We start from the raw sequence: 15875 nt of genomic DNA on the forward strand, positions 1-15875 counted from the left end.
GGCGACGCCGGCTAGCCCAGCGCGGTCAGCACGCGCGGCCCGTCCTCGGTCACCGCGACGGTGTGCTCCCAGTGCGCGGCCCGCGAGCCGTCGGTGGTGACGACGGTCCACTCGTCGTCGAGCACGCGGGTGCGGCGGGTGCCGAGCGTCAGCATCGGCTCGATCGCCAGCACCGACCCGGGCGCCAGATACGGCCCCTTGCCGGGCACGCCCTCGTTGGGCAGGAACGGGTCCATGTGCATCTGCCGGCCGATGCCGTGCCCGCCGTAGCCCTCGACGATGCCGAACGCCCGGTCGAAGCGGCGCTCGGCGGCCCGCGTGCCGCTCTCGATCGCGTGGGAGACGTCGGTCAGCCGGTTGCCGGGCAGCATCGCCGCGATACCGGCCTCCATCGACGATTTCGTGGCCTCCGACAGCGCCTCGTCGGCGGGGATCAGCGCGCCCACGCCGAAGGTGACGGCCGAGTCGCCGTGCCAGCCGTCGAGGATCGCGCCGCAGTCGATGGACACCAGGTCACCGGCGGCCAGCACCTCGGTGGCCGACGGGATGCCGTGCACGACGCGGTCGTTCACCGACGAGCAGATGGAGCCCGGGAAGCCGTGATAGCCCAGGAACGACGGCACCGCGCCGGCGTCGCGGATCACCGCCTCGGCGATCCCGTCGAGCTCCAGGGTGGTGACGCCGGGCCGGGCCGCGTTGCGCACCGCCAGCAGCGCCGCGGCCACCACCGCGCCCGCCGCGGCCATCGCGTCGAGCTCGGCGGCACTGCGCTGGGCCACCGTCTTGCGGCCGCGCAGACCCGGCAGGGGCGACATCTACTGGCCGAGTGCCCGCAGCGTACGCGCGAACACTTCGTCCATCGAGCCGACCGCGTCGACGGTCTGCAGCTTGTCGCGGTAGTACTCCAGCAGCGGCTCGGTCTCTTTGCGGTAGACGTTCATGCGGTTGAGGATGACGTCCTCGGTGTCGTCGGCGCGGCCGCGGGCCTTGAGCCGGCTCAGCAGCTCGTCCTCGGTGACGCGGAACTCGACGACGGCGTCGAGGCGCTGGTTGCGCTCGGCCAGCATGTCGCGCAGCGCCTCGGCCTGCTCCACCGAGCGGGGGTAGCCGTCGAGGATGAAGCCGTCGGCCGCGTCCTCCTGATCGATCCGGTCGGCGACCATCTTGTTGGTCAGCGAGCTCGGCACCAGATCGCCCGCGTCGAGGTAGCGCTTGGCCTCGACGCCCAGCTCGGTCTCCTCGCCGATGTTGTGGCGGAACAGATCGCCGGTGGAGATGTGCGGGACCCCCAGCTTGTCGGCCAGCTTCGCCGCCTGCGTGCCCTTACCGGCCCCGGGCGGGCCGAGCAGAACGAGTCTCACTTGAGGAACCCTTCATAGTTGCGCTGCATGAGCTGGCTTTCGATCTGCTTCACCGTGTCCAGGCCCACGCCGATCATGATGAGCACCGCGACGCCGCCGAAGGGCAGGTTCTGCAGCGTCGCGCCGCCGCCGCCCATCCGCAGGAAGACGTTCGGCAGCACGGCGATCATGCCGAGGTAGATCGAGCCCGGGAGCGTGATGCGGTTGAGCACGTAGCGCAGATGGTCGGCCGTCGGCCGGCCCGGCCGGATGCCCGGGATGAAGCCGCCGAACTTCTTCATCTCGTCGGCCCGCTCGTCGGGGTTGAACGTGATCGAGACGTAGAAGTAGGTGAAGAAGATGATCAGCGCGAAGTAGATGCCGATGTAGGCGGGGCTCGCCGGGTTGGTGAGGTAGTTGCCGACGAACTTGTCCCACCACGAGTTGCCGGTGCCCGGGCTGCCGCTGCGGATGAGCTGGGTGACCAGCTGCGGGATGTAGATCAGCGACGACGCGAAGATGACGGGGATGACGCCGGCCTGGTTGACCTTCAGCGGCAGGTAGGTCGACGTGCCGCCGTACATCTTGCGGCCCACCATGCGCTTGGCGTAGTGCACCGGGATGCGGCGCTGCCCCTGCTCGACGAAGACCACGCCGACCAGCACCGCAAGCGCCGCGACGCAGACGACGCCGAAGACGAGCCCGCCCTTGTTGTGGAGGATCATCTGGCCCTCGGACGGGATGCGGGCCGCGATGCCGCCGAAGATGAGCAGCGACATACCGTTGCCGACGCCGCGTTCGGTGACCAGCTCGCCCATCCACATCACCAGCGTCGCGCCGGCGGTCATCACGATGACGATGACGATGAGGGTGAAGATGCCGGCGTCGTCGATGATGTTGACGCTGCAGCTCGGGAACAGCCCGCCGTTGGCGGCGAGCGCGACGATGCTGGTGGCCTGCAGGATCGCCAGCGCGACGGCGAGGTAGCGGGTGTACTGCGTCATCTTCGCCTGCCCGGCCTGGCCCTCCTTGCGGAGCTGCTCGAAGCGCGGGATCACCACGGTCAGCAGCTGCACGATGATGCTGGCCGTGATGTAGGGCATGACGCCGACCGCGAACACCGACAGCTGCAGCAGCGCCCCGCCGGAGAACAGGTTGATCAGCGAGTAGACCTGCGCCGAATCACCGCCGCTGACCTCGCCGATGCAGGTCTGCACGTTGGGGTAGTTCACTCCCGGGGACGGCAGCGAGGCGCCCAACCGGTAGAGGACGACCATGCCCAGGGTGAACAGAATCTTGCGTCGCAGGTCGGCTGTTCGCAGAGACGAGATGAAAGCCGAAAGCACTCTTCCTCCTGCGCAAGCCGATGCGTGTGGTTCGGCGTGCCGATGGGGCTGGATGCACCAGCGCGGATACGTCGTCGATAAGCGCGTCCCGGAAGGTCATGACCTGCTCATGACCAGCTTGAAGGCACGTGCCAAACAGTCTACGAGAGTAACAGTCTGCTTCGTGCCACCCGCAATCGCGCGAAGCGTACAGTCGGGACCTGCTACTTATATTTGCTAACTATTGGAGGTGGGCATGGCCCGGACCGACGACGACAGCTGGGACCTGGCGACCAGCGTGGGGGCCACCGCGACGATGGTCGCGGCGGCGCGTGCGATGGCGAGCCGTGCCGACAATCCGATGATCTCCGACCCGTTCGCCGAACCGCTCGTGCGCGCCGTGGGCATCGACCTGTTCACCCGGCTCGCGACCGGCGAGCTGTCCGCCGAGGAACTCGACACCGACGAGCTCATGGGCATGCGGCGCATGACCGACAACATGGCCGTGCGCACCAAGTTCTTCGACGATTTCTTCCTCACCGCGACCGGCGGTGGCGGCTTCGCGACCGAGACGGCCGCCGGCGTCACGCAGGCCGTCATCCTGGCCGCCGGCCTCGACGCCCGCGGTTACCGGTTGCCGTGGCCCACCGGCACCGTGGTGTTCGAGATCGACCAGCCCGACGTGATCGCCTTCAAGTCCCAGGTGATCGGGGAGCTGGGCGCCGAGCCGACCGCCGACCTGCGCCACGTCGCCGTGGATCTGCGCGACGACTGGCCCGCCGCGTTGCGGGCCGCCGGGTTCGACCCCGCCACGCCGACCGCGTGGAGCGCCGAGGGGCTCTTGGGATACTTGCCGCCCGACGCCCAGGACCGGCTGCTCGACACCGTCACCGAGCTCAGTGCGGTGGGCAGCCGGATCGCCACCGAGAGCGCCCCGAACGTCGACCCCGCCGCCGAGGACGAGATGCGCGAGCGGATGAAGGCCATCGCCGACCGGTGGCGCGCGCACGGCTTCGACCTGGACTTCGCCGAGCTGGTCTATTTCGGCGAACGCAACGTGCCCGCCGAGTACCTCACCGAGCGCGGCTGGCAGATGACCGGCAGCACGCTGCGCGACCTGTTCGTCCGGCACGGACTGCCGCCGTTCGACGACGACGACCAGACCGGCTTCGCCGACATGCAGTACGTCAGCGGCACGCTCGTCGACAAGATCGCGCGATGAGCCGCAGCGACACCGATTCCTGGGATCTGGCGTCGTCGGTCGGCGCCACCGCCACCATGGTCGCGGCCGCGCGTGCCCTGGCAAGCCGCGAGCCCGAACCGCTGATCGTCGACCCGTACGCCGCCGACCTGGTGCGCGCGGTCGGGATGGACTTCTTCACCACCCTGGTCGACGACGGCCCGCCCGCCGATCCCGGCGGTGAGGTGGTCCGCATGATGACCGGCGTGATGGCGGTCCGCACGAAGTTCTTCGACGACTTCTTCGAGCAGTCCACGGGGTGCGCGCAGGCGGTGATCCTGGCGTCCGGACTCGATTCGCGGCCCTACCGGTTGGCGTGGCCCGCCGGCACCGTGGTGTACGAGCTGGACCAGCCGCAGGTGATCGACGCCAAGGCCGCCGCGATGGCCGAGATCGGCGCGACACCGGTCACCGGGCACCGCACCGTCGGCGTCGACCTGCGCGACGACTGGCCCGCCGCGCTGCGCGACGCCGGGTTCGACCCGTCGCGGCCCACCGCGTGGAGCGCCGAAGGCCTGCTGATCTACCTGCCGCCCGACGCCCAGGACCGGCTGTTCGACCACATCACCGCGCTCAGCGCCCCCGGCAGCCGGCTCGCCACCGAGTTCCACCCGGACGGCGGCGGCGGTATCGCCCAGCGCGTCAAGGCGATCGGTGACCAGTTCCGCGACTCCGGCTTCTCGGTGGACCTGACGCAGCTGTTCTATGACGGCGAGCGCAACCCCGTGGACTCCTACCTGGCCGATTCCGGCTGGGAGGTCAGCGTGCGGAGCCGACGCGAGGTGTTCGCCGACTACGGCCGGCGACTGCCCGACAGCGATCTCACGGGCCCGCTCAGCGGATCGCTGGCCGTCACCGCCGTCCGGAGCCCGCGATGACCCGCACCGAGAACGACAGCGGCGTCGCCCGTCGCTTCGCTCGCCCCGGTTGGGACCTCGCCTCGGGCGTCGGCGTCACCGCGACGGCGGTCGCGGCGTCGCGCGCGCTGGCGTCACAGGGTCCCGACGCGCTGCTCGCCGACCGCTTCGCCGATCGCCTGGTGCGCGCGGTCGGCATCCAGCGCTTCGTCGACCTGCTCGACGGCCGGCTTCCGGAGCGGGAGCCGGGGACCCGCGCGGCGATGCGCTAGCAGATGACCGTGCGCACCCGGTTCTTCGACGACTTCTTCGTCGCCGCGGCGCACGCCGGCATCCGGCAGGCCGTCATCCTCGCCGCCGGGCTGGACACCCGCGCCTACCGGCTCGACTGGCCCGCGGGCAGCACGGTCTTCGAGATCGACCAGCCCGACGTCGTCGCGTTCAAGGCGCGCGTGCTCGGCGCCCACGGCGCCGCGCCCGCCGCCGAGCACCGCACGGTGGGCATCGACCTGCGCGACGACTGGCCGGCCGCGCTGCGGTCCGCCGGGTTCGCCGCCGACCAGCCGACGGCGTGGATCGCCGAGGGGCTGCTGGTCTACCTGCCGCCCGACGCCCAGGACCGGCTGCTCGACGCGGTCACCGCACTCAGTGCGCCGGGGAGCCGGCTGGCCACCGAGCACATGGACACCGCCGAGCTGCCCGCCGACTGGGCGCAGCGGCTCACCGAGCGGTCGCGCCGGCTGGGCTCGGATCTGGACCTGGCGGCGCTGTTCTATCCCAGTGAGCGCCGCGCCGCCGGCGCGTATCTGCGCGAGCGGGGCTGGCGCGTGTCGGTGACGTCCACCGCGGACGCCTATGCGGCGAACGGGTTCGACGTGCCCGACGACGAGCTGGCGCAGCTGGCCGGGGCCGGTGGCTACCTCACCGCCGAGCGGGGCTAGAACCGGTAGTCACCGGCCAGCAGCAGCTGCACGCCGGTCACCGACCGCTCGGCCCGCTCCAGCACGCCGGCCACCGACCGGCCGAGCAGCGACCCGATGGCGTCGGGCACCGACGCCGCGGCCGGCTGCGACGACGGCTTGGGGTGCAGCAAGTCGGTGAGCGACGAGCCCGGGTACGCGACCAGGCGCACCTCGGTGTCGGTGTCGAAGCCGGCGAGCACCTTCGCGCGGTCGATCGCGGTGCGCAGGCCGCCGAGTTCGTCGACCAGGCCGCGGGCCTGCGCGTCGGCACCGGACCACACCCGGCCCCGGGCCACCCCGTCCACGGTCGCGACGTCGAGCCTGCGACCGACGGCCACCCGCTCGACGAAGTCGGTGTAGAACAGGTCGGCCTCGGCCTCGACCTGCGCGCGCTGGGCGTCGGTGAACGGCGAGTCGACCGACCACGCGTCGGCGTTGGCGTTGGTGCGGACCGCCCCGGTGCCGACGCCGAGCTTCTCCTTGAGCTCGCGGGCGACGAGCTTGCCGGTGACGACGCCGATCGAGCCGGTGATGGTGCCCGGGTTGGCGACGATCGCGTCGGCGGACATCGCGACGTAGTACCCGCCCGAGGCCGCCACCGCGCCCATCGACGCGACGACCGGTTTGCCGGCGTCGCGGGCGCGGACCACCTCGCGCCAGATGGTCTCCGAGCCGGTGACCGAGCCGCCGGGGCTGTCGACCCGCAGCACGATCGCCGACACGTCGTCGTCGGCCGCGGCCTCCCGAATCGCCGCGGCGACGGTGTCGCCGCCGACACTGTTCGGGCCGAGCGGCGGCATCGCCGGTCCGCCGCGGCCGCTGACGATGGGGCCGGCCACGGTCACGACGGCCACCGTGGGCTTGGGCGCGCGTCCGGGCAGCGCCGGCATCGCGGGGCCCGGCCGCGGTGCGCTGGCCCGGGCGTAGCGGGCGAGGAAGAGCCGCGGCGGCCCGTCGCCGGAGTCGGCCGCCGCCTCGTCGTCTCCCACGAGCGAGGCCATGCGGTCATAGGCCTCGTCGCGGAAGCCGATGCGGTCCACCAGCCCGGCGTCCACCGCGTCGTCGCGCAGCAGCGGCGCCCGGTCGGCGAGCGCATCGATGGCGCCGAGGTCGAGCCCGCGAGCCTCGGCGACGGCCTGCCAGACCTGCCCGCGCAGGCTCTCCAGCAGCGCCGTATCGGCCTCGCGGTGGGCCTCGGTGTAGCCGTCCTGGGTGAACAGGTTGGCGGCGGACTTGTATTCGCCGCGCGCGACGAACTGCGCCTCGATACCGGCCTTGTCGAGCGCGTTGCGCAGGAACAGCGAGCTGGTGGCGAACCCGATGAGGCCGACGGTGCCGGACGGCTGCAGCCACACCTCGCGAAACGCCGACGCCAGGTAGTAGGACATGGTGCCCGGATAGGTCTCCGCCCAGGCCAAGGTCGGCTTGGCGGCGCTGACCGCGGCGATCGCCTCCCGGAGCTCCTGCACCGGCCCGGCGGACGTCGGCCCGAGCTGGACGCGGGCGATCAGGCCGGCCACCCGGTCGTCGTCGGCGGCGCGGTGCAGCGCAGCCACGGTGTCGCGCAGCGTCAGCGGCCGCCCGCCGCTGCTGAGGAACGCCAGCGGGTCGAACCGGACGGTCTCCGGCGGCGCCGACAGCAGGTCCAGTTCCAGCACCACACCCGCCGGGACGCCGCGGTGGCGGGCGGTGTCGACGCGGCGCGCCAGCGTGCGCACCCCGTCGGCGCCGGGCAGGTCGGACAGGAAGGCGTACATGGGTTTCGAGCCTACCGATCGTCGCGTCACCGGCCCGGGGCGTGCGACCGTACGGTGAACGGCGTGCGGTACGCGATCTCGATCCCCCAGTTGTTCCCCGGCGCGTTCGACGCCGACGGAGTGCGCGACTACCTGCGCCGCGCCGAGGAGCTGGATTTCGAGGCGGGCTGGACCATCGAGCAGATCATCGGGCCCTCCCCCGCGCTCGCGCCGCTGGAGCTGCTGGCCTATGCGGCGGCGTGCACTACGCGGCTGCGGCTCGGGGTGGCGGTGCTGCTCACCGCGCTGCACGACCCGCTGCAGCTCGCGTCGTCGGTCACCGCCGTCGACCGGCTGAGCCACGGCCGCCTCGAGCTCGGCGTCGCGTCCGGTGGCCCGAACCGCCGCTTCGAGGCGTTCGGCGTCGACCGCTCGACCTATCTGGCGCGGTTCACCGAGGGCTTGGTGCTGATGAAGCTCGCCTGGTCGGATGCGCCGCGGGTGACGTTCGACGGCCGGTTCCGCCGCCTGGACGACCTGCCGATCGCCCCGAAGCCGGTGCAGCGGCCGCATCCGCCGCTCTGGTTCGGCGGCACCGCGCCCGCCGCACTGGCCCGCGCGGTGCGGCTCGGCGACGCGTTTCTGGGCGCCGGGTCGGCGACCACCGCGACGTTCGCCGAAGCCGTCACGGTGGTGCGCCGCGAGCTGGCGGCGCAGGAGAAAACGGGCTTCACCATCGGCAAGCGGGTGTACCTGATGGTCGACGACGACGCCGCGCGCGCCCGGGAGCGGGTGCTGGCCGGGCTGCGGCGCATCTACGGCGACATGCGCGGCATCGACGCCGTGCCCGTCGCCGGCACGCCCGCCCAGGTCGCCGACGGGCTGCGCGCCGTGATCGACGCCGGCGCGCAGTACCTGGTGCTCAACCCCGTCGGCGCCGACGTGCCCGAGGACCACGAGCAGCTGGAGCGCCTGGCCGCCGAGGTGATTCCGCAGTTGGACTGACACGTTTCCGCTCGAGGGGCTCACCAGCGTCGACTCGCACGCTACGGCTTCGACTCTCGCGTCATGGCTTTGACTCTCACGTCATGACTTTGACTCTCGCGTCATGGCTTTGACTCTCGCGTCATGGCGAGCAAAAGCCCGAAATCCCGCCCTCAAGCGAAAGTCAACGCCCAGATCACAGCGTCAACCGCCGCCGACCCACGCCGACATGCAACAGCGCCGAGCGGAGAACCAGGGCGGACATTCCCGAGGAATTCCGCAGCGATTCTCCGCTCGGCGCTGGACGCTGCGCGCTAGGACGCTTCGGTGGCCGAGCCGCCGGCGGCGGTGATGGCCTCGCGCGCGCTGGCGCTGAACTTGTGGGCGGTGACGTCGACGCGCGCGGTGAGCTTGCCGTCGCCGAGCACCTTCACCAGCGTGTTCTTGCGCACCAAGCCCTTGGCCACCAGGTCGTCGATGCCGACGGTGCCGCCGTCCGGGAACGCCTTGCCCAGCTCGCCGACGTTGACGACGGCGTACTCGGTGCGGAACCGGTTGCGGAAGCCCTTGAGCTTGGGCAGCCGCATGTGGATCGGCATCTGCCCGCCCTCGAAGGTGGCCGGCACGTTCTTGCGGGCCTTGGTGCCCTTGGTGCCGCGGCCGGCGGTCTTGCCCTTGGAGCCCTCACCGCGACCGACGCGGGTCTTGGCCTTCTTCTCCCCGGGTGCCGGGCGCAGGTCGTGCAGCTTGATCGGCGTCATGACTGAACCTCCTCAACGTCGACGAGGTGGTGCACGGCCCGGATCAGGCCGCGCGTCTGCGGGTTGTCCTCGCGGATCACGGACTTCCGGATGCCCTTGAGCCCCAGCGTGCGCAGGCTCTCACGCTGATTCCACCGGGCGCCGATGACGCCGCGGATCTGGGTGATCTTCAGTTCGGCCATGACTAGGCGTTACCTCCCCGCGCCGCGGCGGCCGCCAGCGCGGCGCTCTCGCGGCGCGCCTTGAGCATCGCCGCCGGGGCGACGTCCTCGATGGGCAGGCCGCGGCGGGCCGCGACCTCCTCGGGACGCTGCAGCAGCTTCAGCGCGGCCACGGTGGCGTGCACCACGTTGATCGCGTTGTCGCTGCCCAGCGACTTGGCCAGGATGTCGTGCACGCCCGCGCACTCCAGCACCGCGCGCACCGCACCGCCGGCGATCACACCGGTACCGGGGCTCGCGGGGCGCAGCAGCACGACGCCGGCCGCGGCCTCACCCTGCACCGGGTGGGTGATGGTCCCGCCGATCAGCGGCACGCGGAAGAAGTTCTTGCGGGCCTCTTCGACGCCCTTGGCGATGGCGGCGGGCACCTCTTTGGCCTTGCCGTAGCCGACACCGACCATGCCGTTGCCGTCGCCGACGATCACCAGCGCGGTGAAGCTGAAGCGCCGGCCGCCCTTGACGACCTTGGACACGCGGTTGATGGTGACCACGCGCTCCAGGTAGTTGTTCTTGTCGCTGTCGCCGCCGCGGCCGCCACGGCCACCGCGGTCGTCGCGACGGCCACGCCCGTCGGAGCGGCCGCCCCGGTCGTCGCGGCGGTCACGAGTTTCGGTCCGGGTCTCGGCGGCACCGGTCTCCGGGGCGCCGGCCGTCGCCTGTGCGGCGTCGGGCGCGCCTGCGGGCTGCTCCGCCATCATGCGGTCCTTCCAGTGTTGTTGTGCATCAGAACTGCAACCCACCCTCGCGGGCCGCGTCGGCCAGGGCGGCGATCCGCCCGCCGTAGGTGTAGCCGCCGCGGTCGAACACCACGGTGTCGATACCGGCAGCCTTGGCGCGCTCGGCGATCAGCTGCCCGACCCGGGCGCTGTGCGCCTTCTTGTCGCCCTCGACCGCCCGCACGTCGGCCTCGATGGACGACGCGGCGGCCACCGTGGTGCCGGTCAGGTCGTCGACGAGCTGCACGTGGATGTGGCGCGACGAGCGGTTGATCACCAGCCGCGGCCGCGCGGCGGTGCCGCTGACCTTCTTGCGCAGCCGGGCGTGCCGGCGCAGCCGCGAGGTGCGGCGGGTCGCCGAGATGTTCTGGCCCACCGGCTTGTGGACCGTCGATGTCGTTTCAGCCATGACTACTTACCTGTCTTTCCGACCTTGCGGCGGATCGTCTCGCCTTCGTAGCGCACGCCCTTGCCCTTGTAGGGGTCGGGGCGGCGCAGGCGGCGGATGTTCGCCGAGATCTGGCCGACCTTCTGCTTGTCGATGCCCGTGATCGTGAACTTCGTGGGCGACTCGACCGTGAAGGTGATGCCCTCGGGCGGCTCGATCACGACGGGATGGCTGTAGCCCAGCGCGAACTCGAGGTTCTGGCCCTTGAGCGCGACGCGGTAGCCGACGCCGTAGATCTCCATCTTGGTGGTGTAGCCCTGCGTCACGCCGGTGACCAGGTTGGCGACCAGCGTGCGGGACAGCCCGTGCAGCGAGCGGTTGCGCCGCTCGTCGTTCGGGCGGCTCACCACGATGGCGCCGTCGTCATCGCGCGCGACCGTGATCGGCTCGGCCACGTCCAGCGACAAGCTGCCCTTGGGCCCCTTCACCGACACGCTCTGGCCGTCGATGGTGACGTCGACGCCGGCCGGCACGACGACCGGCTGCTTACCAATTCGCGACATGTCTTAACCCCTCACCAGACGTAGGCGAGGACTTCCCCACCCACGCCCTCTCGCGCCGCCTGGCGATCGGTCTTCAGCCCCGCCGACGTGGAGATGATCGCCACGCCGAGGCCGCCGAGCACCCGCGGCAGGTTGGTGGATTTCGCGTAGACCCGCAGGCCGGGCTTGGAGACCCGGCGCAGGCCGGCGATGCTGCGCTCGCGGCTGGGGCCGTACTTGAGCTGGACCACCAGCGACTTGCCCACGCGGGCGTCCTCGGTGCGGTAGTCCGTGATGTAGCCCTCGCGCTTGAGGATCTCGGCGATGTTCGCCTTGATCTTCGAGTGCGGCAGCGTCACCTCGTCGTGGTACGCCGAGTTGGCGTTGCGGATGCGCGTCAGGAAGTCCGCGATCGGATCGGTCATCGTCATGCTAGGTCCTCTGCTCTTCGCCCGAGAGGCTCATCGCCCGCCTCCTACCAGCTGCTCTTCTGGACGCCGGGCAGCTCGCCCGCGTGCGCCATCTCGCGCACGCAGATGCGGCACAGCCCGAACTTGCGGAACACCGAATGCGGGCGGCCGCATCGGTTGCACCGGGTGTAGGCGCGCACGGCGAACTTCGGCTTCTTGTTGGCCTTGTTGATCAGGGCTTTCTTGGCCATGGTCAGTTCTCCTTGAACGGGAAGCCGAGCTGACGCAGCAGCGCCCGTCCCTCGTCGTCGGTCGTCGCCGTGGTGACGACGGTGATGTCCATTCCGCGGGGCCGGTCGATCGAGTCCACGTCGATCTCGTGGAACACCGACTGCTCGGTGAGCCCGAAGGTGTAGTTGCCGGTGCCGTCGAACTGCTTGGGGGAAAGTCCGCGAAAGTCGCGGATACGCGGCAGCGCGATCGAGATGAGCCGGTCGAGGAACTCCCACATCCGGTCGCCGCGCAGCGTGACGCGGGCGCCGATCGGCATGCCCTCGCGCAGCTTGAACTGGGCGATGGACTTGCGCGCCTTGCGGATCTCGGGCTTCTGGCCGGTGATCTTCGCCAGGTCGGTCACCGCGCCGTTGATCAGCTTGGCGTCCCGGGCTGCGTCGCCGACGCCCATGTTGACGACGACCTTCACGACGCCGGGGATCTGCATGACGTTGGCGTAGCCGAACTGCTCCTGCAGCGCGCCGCGGATCTCCTCGCGGTACCGCTGCTTGAGGCGGGGCAGCGTCTTGTTCTCGACGGTAGTCATCAGATGTCCTTGCCGTTGCGCTTGGAGATGCGGACCTTCTTGCCGGTCTCGGCATCGATCCGGTATCCGATGCGGGTGGGCTTGCCGTCGGAGTCGACGACCATCACGTTGCTCACGTGGATCGGCGCCTCCTGGGTGACGATGCCGCCCGAGCTGGCACCGCGCTGGTTCGCCGACTGCGCGGTGTGCTTCTTGATCCGGTTGACGCCCTCGACGAGCACCCGGTTGCGGGTCGGGAAGGCCTTCAGCACCTTGCCTTTCGCACCCTTGTCCTTACCGGCGACGACGAGGACGGTGTCGCCCTTGTGCACCTTCACCTACAACACCTCCGGGGCGAGCGAGACGATCTTCATGAACCGCTTCTCCCGCAGCTCGCGGCCGACGGGGCCGAAGATGCGGGTGCCGCGCGGATCGTTGTCGTTCTTGATGATGACGGCGGCGTTCTCGTCGAACTTGATGTAGCTGCCGTCGGCGCGACGGCGTTCCTTCACGGTGCGCACGACGACGGCCTTGACGACGTCACCGCGCTTGACGTTGCCGCCGGGGATGGCGTCCTTGACGGTCGCCACGATGATGTCGCCGATGCCGGCGTAGCGTCGCGACGAGCCACCCAGCACCCGGATGCACAAGATCTCCTTGGCGCCCGTGTTGTCGGCGACCTTGAGCCGCGATTCCTGCTGAATCACTCGATCTCCTGACCTATGAACGTGTGCACGCCCGAGCGCCAGCCCTGTGCAGGCTGACAACCTGACGTACGCGGTCTTCGTTGCTGAAAGGCACGCAGGGTCGAACGAGCCGACCGAGGTCTGCCCACGGCAACCCCGCAAGTCTAGGGGACACCGGCGTCGGCACCAAATCACCGCACGTCGGAGCCGGCGGAGTGGCAGGCGCGCGCGAGGGGTATGGAACGACTGGGCGCCGACCGGCGTCGCCGTGCGGCGGGAAGGGCCACGGACGTCTGATGATCGCCGCGATCGCGTTGGGCCTGGGCGCGGCGCTGCTCTATGCGTTCGCGGCGGTGCTGCAGCAGCGGGCCGCGCGCCGGGTGGTCGGCGAGAACCTCGACGACGACATCGCGGCGCTGCGCCGGCCGACCGCGCTGGCCCGGTTCGCGCGCGGGCTGGCCCGCAGCCGGATGTGGCTCGCCGGCTGGGTCACCAACGGCTTCGGCTTCGGGCTGCAGGCCACCGCGCTGCAGGCCGGGTCCGTCGCGGTGGTGCAGCCGCTGGTGAGCACGCAGCTGCTGTTCGTGGTGGCGGTGGCGTCGGTGCGCGACCGCCGCTGGCCGAACCGGCGCGACTGGGCGTCGGCGCTCGCGGTGTGCGGCGGGCTGGTCGCGGTGGTGGTGACGGTCGGGCTGTCGCCGCTGACCGACACGCCGCACCGCGACCGGGTGCTGGTCGCCGCGGCCTGCGCAACGGTGCTGGTGGGCGCGGTGCTGCTGCTGGGGCGCCGGCGCCGGGCGGCGCTCGCGAGCCTGCTGCTGGGTGTCGCGGCGGGCCTGTGTCACGCGTTCACGGCGGTGTTCCTGAAACTTTCCGGCGGCGTGCTGAGCAGCTCCGGGCTGGCGGCGACGCTCACCGACTGGCCGGTGTACCTGCTGCTGGCGTCGACGTCGGCGGGGCTGCTGCTGGTGCAGGTGGCGTTCGCCGCGGGCGCGCTGCCGTCGTCGGTGGCCGCGTTCACCGTGACCAACCCGGTGACGAGCATCGTGCTGGGCATCGTGGCGTTCGACGCGCCGGCGCCGCTCGGGTTACCGACGCTGGCGGTGTCGACGCTGGGCGGCGTGGTGCTGGCGCTGGGCATCGTCGGGCTCGCGACCACCGAGGAGGCCCGCAGCTTCTACGGCGGCCGGCGCCGGGCGCCCGCGGCCGCTTAGCCGTCGGCCACGCAGCGAAAGCCGATGTGCGTGGTGGCGCTGTCCTGGGACTGCGGCGAACGCGCGGCGGCGCGGTAGCGGTGGCAGTAGTCCGGCGCGCACAGGTGCGAACCGCCCTTGAGCGCCTGGCTGATCCGCGGGTCGGCGGTCGACGGGCAGCACGACTCGTGCCGCTCCCCCGGCCGGTGGTGGCCGAGGAAGCGCGTCGACGTCCACTCCCAGACGTTGCCGATCATGTCGACCAGGCCGAACCCGTTGGCCGGAAACGTCCCGACCGGCGACGTGCCGCGCCAGCCGAGCGCGCCGTCGTTGCGGTACGGGAACCGGCCCTGCCAGGTGTTGGCCATCAACGCACCACCGGGCGCGGCGTCGTCGCCCCACGGGTACACCGTGTCGCTGCCGGCGCGGGCGGCGTACTCCCACTCGGCTTCGCTGGGCAGCCGGCGCCCGGCCCAGGCGGCGTAGGCGGCGGCGTCGGGGTAGGCGATCTGCACCACGGGGTGGTCGGGGAGGTCGTCGAGGCTGTCGGGGCCGTCCGGGCCGAAGGGCCGCCGCCAGTGCGCGCCGGGCGTCCAGGTCCACCACCGCCGCCAGTCCCGCAGGTCCACCGGCCCGGCGGTGGGCGTGAACGTCAACGCGCCGGGCACCAGGTCGGCGGGGTCGGCGCCGGGGAAGTCGGCCGGGTCGATGGCGCGTTCGGCCACCGTGACGTATCCGGTGGCGGCGACGAACGCCGCGTACTGCGCGTTGGTCACCGGATGGGTCTCCACGGCCAGCGGGCCGACGGTCGCGGTGTGCGCCGGCGCCTCCTCGGGATAGAAGCGCGTCGAGCCCATCCGGAAGGTGCCGCCGGGCAGCGGGACGAGTTCGGTCAGCGCACTCACGGGATCGTGATCGAATAGTCCTGCAGCAGCTGCTCTTTCGCCGCATCGAAGCCCGGCGCACCCTTGGGCGCCTGCACGTGGATGGCCACCAGGTAGCTGCCGGTGTTGGTCCAGATGTGGTTGACCCGGTCTTCGTAGACCACGTCGCCGTCGGGTCCGCCGGACCACGAGCCGATGATGCGCTGCCCGCTGTAGCCGCAGAAGTCGGCCGGGAGCAGGCTGACCGAACCGATGGGGGCGCGGGCAAGCTGCTGGTTGCTGTAGCGCTCGAACGCCTCGGCCGGCGGCAGGTCGGTGCGGGCGATGGTGATGCGGCCCGTGAGGCCGTCGGGACCGGTGAGGGCGATGGCCGTGGCGTCCCGCGGGTCCGGTGTGGCCGCCCACCCGCTCGGCGCGCTGAGCACGATCCTCGGCGCCGCCGGATCGCCGACCACCGCGGCGATGCTGACGCCGCCGCCGTTTCGGGGCAGTTGCAGACACACCAGGGCGTTGGGCGGCACGGTGTCGGGCAGCGTCGACACCACACCCATCGTGGGCGGCGCCCCCGTCGGCCCCGCCGGCGCCGACGTGCTCGCCGCTGCCTGCGGGGATTCGGGCGCCTGCGCGGCACCGTCGACCACGCGGGTGCAGCCCACCGCCAGGGCCGCCGCGCACAGCCCGGCCGCGAGCACCGCCATCCGCTTCATGGGTCCAGTATCGCCACCGGCGGCGGTCGGTCGCGCGCGAATGCGGCCGCGAACCGCGCCGCGAGTCTCACCTGTCGGCGTTCATCGTCACACCACGGCGGCGCATCGGCCGAAATACCGCCCG

The 15875-nt window shown here is 71.4% G+C and carries 20 protein-coding genes and 1 pseudogene; 5 read left to right on the forward strand and 16 right to left on the reverse strand.

Annotated features, from left to right (window positions below):
• Positions 1–11 precede the first annotated feature (11 nt).
• The 3 genes from map to secY are packed head-to-tail and all read right to left on the reverse strand — an operon-like array spanning position 12 to position 2686.
• Complete coding sequence (gene map, locus LV457_RS05965) at positions 12–815, reverse strand: type I methionyl aminopeptidase (RefSeq protein ID WP_232169682.1); 804 nt, start codon at positions 813–815, stop codon at positions 12–14.
• Positions 816–1361: an adenylate kinase gene (locus LV457_RS05970; protein ID WP_232169684.1), complete on the reverse strand. Its 546-nt coding sequence runs from the start codon at positions 1359–1361 to the stop codon at positions 816–818.
• Positions 1358–2686, reverse strand: coding sequence for a preprotein translocase subunit SecY (secY, locus tag LV457_RS05975; RefSeq protein ID WP_232169685.1), 1329 nt, complete (start codon positions 2684–2686; stop codon positions 1358–1360). The genes LV457_RS05970 and secY overlap by 4 nt, the downstream gene beginning before the upstream one ends.
• 235 nt (positions 2687–2921) lie before the next feature.
• Here secY and LV457_RS05980 point away from each other — a divergent pair, with 235 nt between their 5' ends.
• The 3 genes and pseudogenes from LV457_RS05980 to LV457_RS05990 all read left to right on the forward strand — a co-directional run bounded on the left by LV457_RS05980 (position 2922) and on the right by LV457_RS05990 (position 5703).
• On the forward strand, positions 2922–3887 hold the full coding sequence (locus LV457_RS05980) for an SAM-dependent methyltransferase (protein ID WP_232169689.1): 966 nt from the start codon (positions 2922–2924) through the stop codon (positions 3885–3887).
• Entirely contained in the window at positions 3884–4783 is a 900-nt protein-coding gene (locus LV457_RS05985; RefSeq protein ID WP_232169690.1) for a class I SAM-dependent methyltransferase, read from the forward strand. Before LV457_RS05980 ends, LV457_RS05985 begins: the two co-directional genes overlap by 4 nt.
• A pseudogene (locus LV457_RS05990) lies at positions 4780–5703 on the forward strand (SAM-dependent methyltransferase). Before LV457_RS05985 ends, LV457_RS05990 begins: the two are co-directional and overlap by 4 nt.
• Here LV457_RS05990 and sppA read toward each other — a convergent pair.
• Positions 5700–7481, reverse strand: a complete 1782-nt coding sequence (sppA, locus tag LV457_RS05995; RefSeq protein ID WP_232169691.1) for a signal peptide peptidase SppA — start codon at positions 7479–7481, stop codon at positions 5700–5702. The pseudogene LV457_RS05990 and the gene sppA sit on opposite strands and share 4 nt — an antisense overlap.
• Positions 7482–7544: 63 nt before the next feature.
• Here sppA and LV457_RS06000 point away from each other — a divergent pair, with 63 nt between their 5' ends.
• Complete coding sequence (locus tag LV457_RS06000; protein WP_232169692.1) at positions 7545–8465, forward strand: LLM class flavin-dependent oxidoreductase; 921 nt, start codon at positions 7545–7547, stop codon at positions 8463–8465.
• Between the two features lie 293 nt (positions 8466–8758).
• Here the strand turns inward: LV457_RS06000 and rplO are convergent, their stop codons facing one another.
• From rplO to rplN, 10 genes are read right to left on the reverse strand one after another with little or no spacing between them, the layout of a single operon-like run.
• Positions 8759–9205, reverse strand: a complete 447-nt coding sequence (rplO, locus tag LV457_RS06005; protein ID WP_232169694.1) for a 50S ribosomal protein L15 — start codon at positions 9203–9205, stop codon at positions 8759–8761.
• Positions 9202–9387, reverse strand: coding sequence for a 50S ribosomal protein L30 (gene rpmD / locus LV457_RS06010; protein WP_232169695.1), 186 nt, complete (start codon positions 9385–9387; stop codon positions 9202–9204). The genes rplO and rpmD overlap by 4 nt, the downstream gene beginning before the upstream one ends.
• A gap of 2 nt (positions 9388–9389) precedes the next feature.
• The gene (gene rpsE, locus LV457_RS06015) at positions 9390–10121 is read right to left on the reverse strand and encodes a 30S ribosomal protein S5 (RefSeq protein ID WP_232169697.1); all 732 of its coding nucleotides are present in this window, start codon (positions 10119–10121) and stop codon (positions 9390–9392) included.
• Between the two features lie 28 nt (positions 10122–10149).
• Positions 10150–10518 carry a 50S ribosomal protein L18 gene (rplR, locus tag LV457_RS06020; protein WP_232169982.1) on the reverse strand — a complete coding sequence of 123 codons (369 nt, stop codon included), beginning with the start codon at positions 10516–10518 and terminating at the stop codon, positions 10150–10152.
• Positions 10519–10553: 35 nt separating this feature from the next.
• Entirely contained in the window at positions 10554–11093 is a 540-nt protein-coding gene (rplF, locus tag LV457_RS06025) for a 50S ribosomal protein L6 (protein ID WP_232169698.1), read from the reverse strand.
• 11 nt (positions 11094–11104) lie between these two features.
• Positions 11105–11503 (reverse strand): 30S ribosomal protein S8, encoded by a 399-nt coding sequence (rpsH, locus tag LV457_RS06030; protein ID WP_232169702.1) that lies wholly within the window; start codon positions 11501–11503, stop codon positions 11105–11107.
• A gap of 44 nt (positions 11504–11547) precedes the next feature.
• Positions 11548–11733 carry a type Z 30S ribosomal protein S14 gene (locus tag LV457_RS06035; protein WP_232169704.1) on the reverse strand — a complete coding sequence of 62 codons (186 nt, stop codon included), beginning with the start codon at positions 11731–11733 and terminating at the stop codon, positions 11548–11550.
• Positions 11734–11735: 2 nt separating this feature from the next.
• Positions 11736–12302, reverse strand: a complete 567-nt coding sequence (gene rplE, locus LV457_RS06040; protein ID WP_232169706.1) for a 50S ribosomal protein L5 — start codon at positions 12300–12302, stop codon at positions 11736–11738.
• Entirely contained in the window at positions 12302–12619 is a 318-nt protein-coding gene (gene rplX, locus LV457_RS06045) for a 50S ribosomal protein L24 (protein ID WP_232169708.1), read from the reverse strand. Before rplX ends, rplE begins: the two co-directional genes overlap by 1 nt.
• Positions 12620–12988 carry a 50S ribosomal protein L14 gene (gene rplN, locus LV457_RS06050; protein WP_024453885.1) on the reverse strand — a complete coding sequence of 123 codons (369 nt, stop codon included), beginning with the start codon at positions 12986–12988 and terminating at the stop codon, positions 12620–12622.
• A gap of 275 nt (positions 12989–13263) precedes the next feature.
• On the opposite strand from rplN, the gene LV457_RS06055 reads away from it, so the two are divergent.
• Positions 13264–14181 (forward strand): DMT family transporter, encoded by a 918-nt coding sequence (locus tag LV457_RS06055; RefSeq protein ID WP_232169710.1) that lies wholly within the window; start codon positions 13264–13266, stop codon positions 14179–14181.
• Here the strand turns inward: LV457_RS06055 and LV457_RS06060 are convergent.
• Positions 14178–15065: a formylglycine-generating enzyme family protein gene (locus tag LV457_RS06060; protein WP_308192169.1), complete on the reverse strand. Its 888-nt coding sequence runs from the start codon at positions 15063–15065 to the stop codon at positions 14178–14180. The two genes, LV457_RS06055 and LV457_RS06060, sit on opposite strands and share 4 nt — an antisense overlap.
• Complete coding sequence (locus tag LV457_RS06065) at positions 15062–15751, reverse strand: DUF1795 domain-containing protein (protein ID WP_232169711.1); 690 nt, start codon at positions 15749–15751, stop codon at positions 15062–15064. Before LV457_RS06065 ends, LV457_RS06060 begins: the two co-directional genes overlap by 4 nt.
• Between the last annotated feature and the right edge of the window lie 124 nt (positions 15752–15875).

The organism is Mycobacterium sp. MYCO198283, assembly GCF_021213805.1.
GTDB lineage: Bacteria > Actinomycetota > Actinomycetes > Mycobacteriales > Mycobacteriaceae > Mycobacterium.

What these genes read in the sequence shown, in the direction of transcription:
- LV457_RS06035 (WP_232169704.1), bottom strand. Translation starts at nt 11,733, where the DNA reads ATGGCCAAGAAAGCCCTGATCAACAAGGCCAACAAGAAGCCGAAGTTC.
- map (WP_232169682.1), bottom strand. Translation starts at nt 815, where the DNA reads ATGTCGCCCCTGCCGGGTCTGCGCGGCCGCAAGACGGTGGCCCAGCGC.
- rpsE (WP_232169697.1), bottom strand. Translation starts at nt 10,121, where the DNA reads ATGGCGGAGCAGCCCGCAGGCGCGCCCGACGCCGCACAGGCGACGGCC.
- rplF (WP_232169698.1), bottom strand. Translation starts at nt 11,093, where the DNA reads ATGTCGCGAATTGGTAAGCAGCCGGTCGTCGTGCCGGCCGGCGTCGAC.
- rpsH (WP_232169702.1), bottom strand. Translation starts at nt 11,503, where the DNA reads ATGACGATGACCGATCCGATCGCGGACTTCCTGACGCGCATCCGCAAC.
- rplE (WP_232169706.1), bottom strand. Translation starts at nt 12,302, where the DNA reads ATGACTACCGTCGAGAACAAGACGCTGCCCCGCCTCAAGCAGCGGTAC.
- LV457_RS06065 (WP_232169711.1), bottom strand. Translation starts at nt 15,751, where the DNA reads ATGAAGCGGATGGCGGTGCTCGCGGCCGGGCTGTGCGCGGCGGCCCTG.
- rpmD (WP_232169695.1), bottom strand. Translation starts at nt 9,387, where the DNA reads ATGGCCGAACTGAAGATCACCCAGATCCGCGGCGTCATCGGCGCCCGG.
- LV457_RS06055 (WP_232169710.1), top strand. Translation starts at nt 13,264, where the DNA reads ATGATCGCCGCGATCGCGTTGGGCCTGGGCGCGGCGCTGCTCTATGCG.
- sppA (WP_232169691.1), bottom strand. Translation starts at nt 7,481, where the DNA reads ATGTACGCCTTCCTGTCCGACCTGCCCGGCGCCGACGGGGTGCGCACG.
- LV457_RS05985 (WP_232169690.1), top strand. Translation starts at nt 3,884, where the DNA reads ATGAGCCGCAGCGACACCGATTCCTGGGATCTGGCGTCGTCGGTCGGC.
- rplO (WP_232169694.1), bottom strand. Translation starts at nt 9,205, where the DNA reads ATGACGCCGATCAAGCTGCACGACCTGCGCCCGGCACCCGGGGAGAAG.
- LV457_RS05980 (WP_232169689.1), top strand. Translation starts at nt 2,922, where the DNA reads ATGGCCCGGACCGACGACGACAGCTGGGACCTGGCGACCAGCGTGGGG.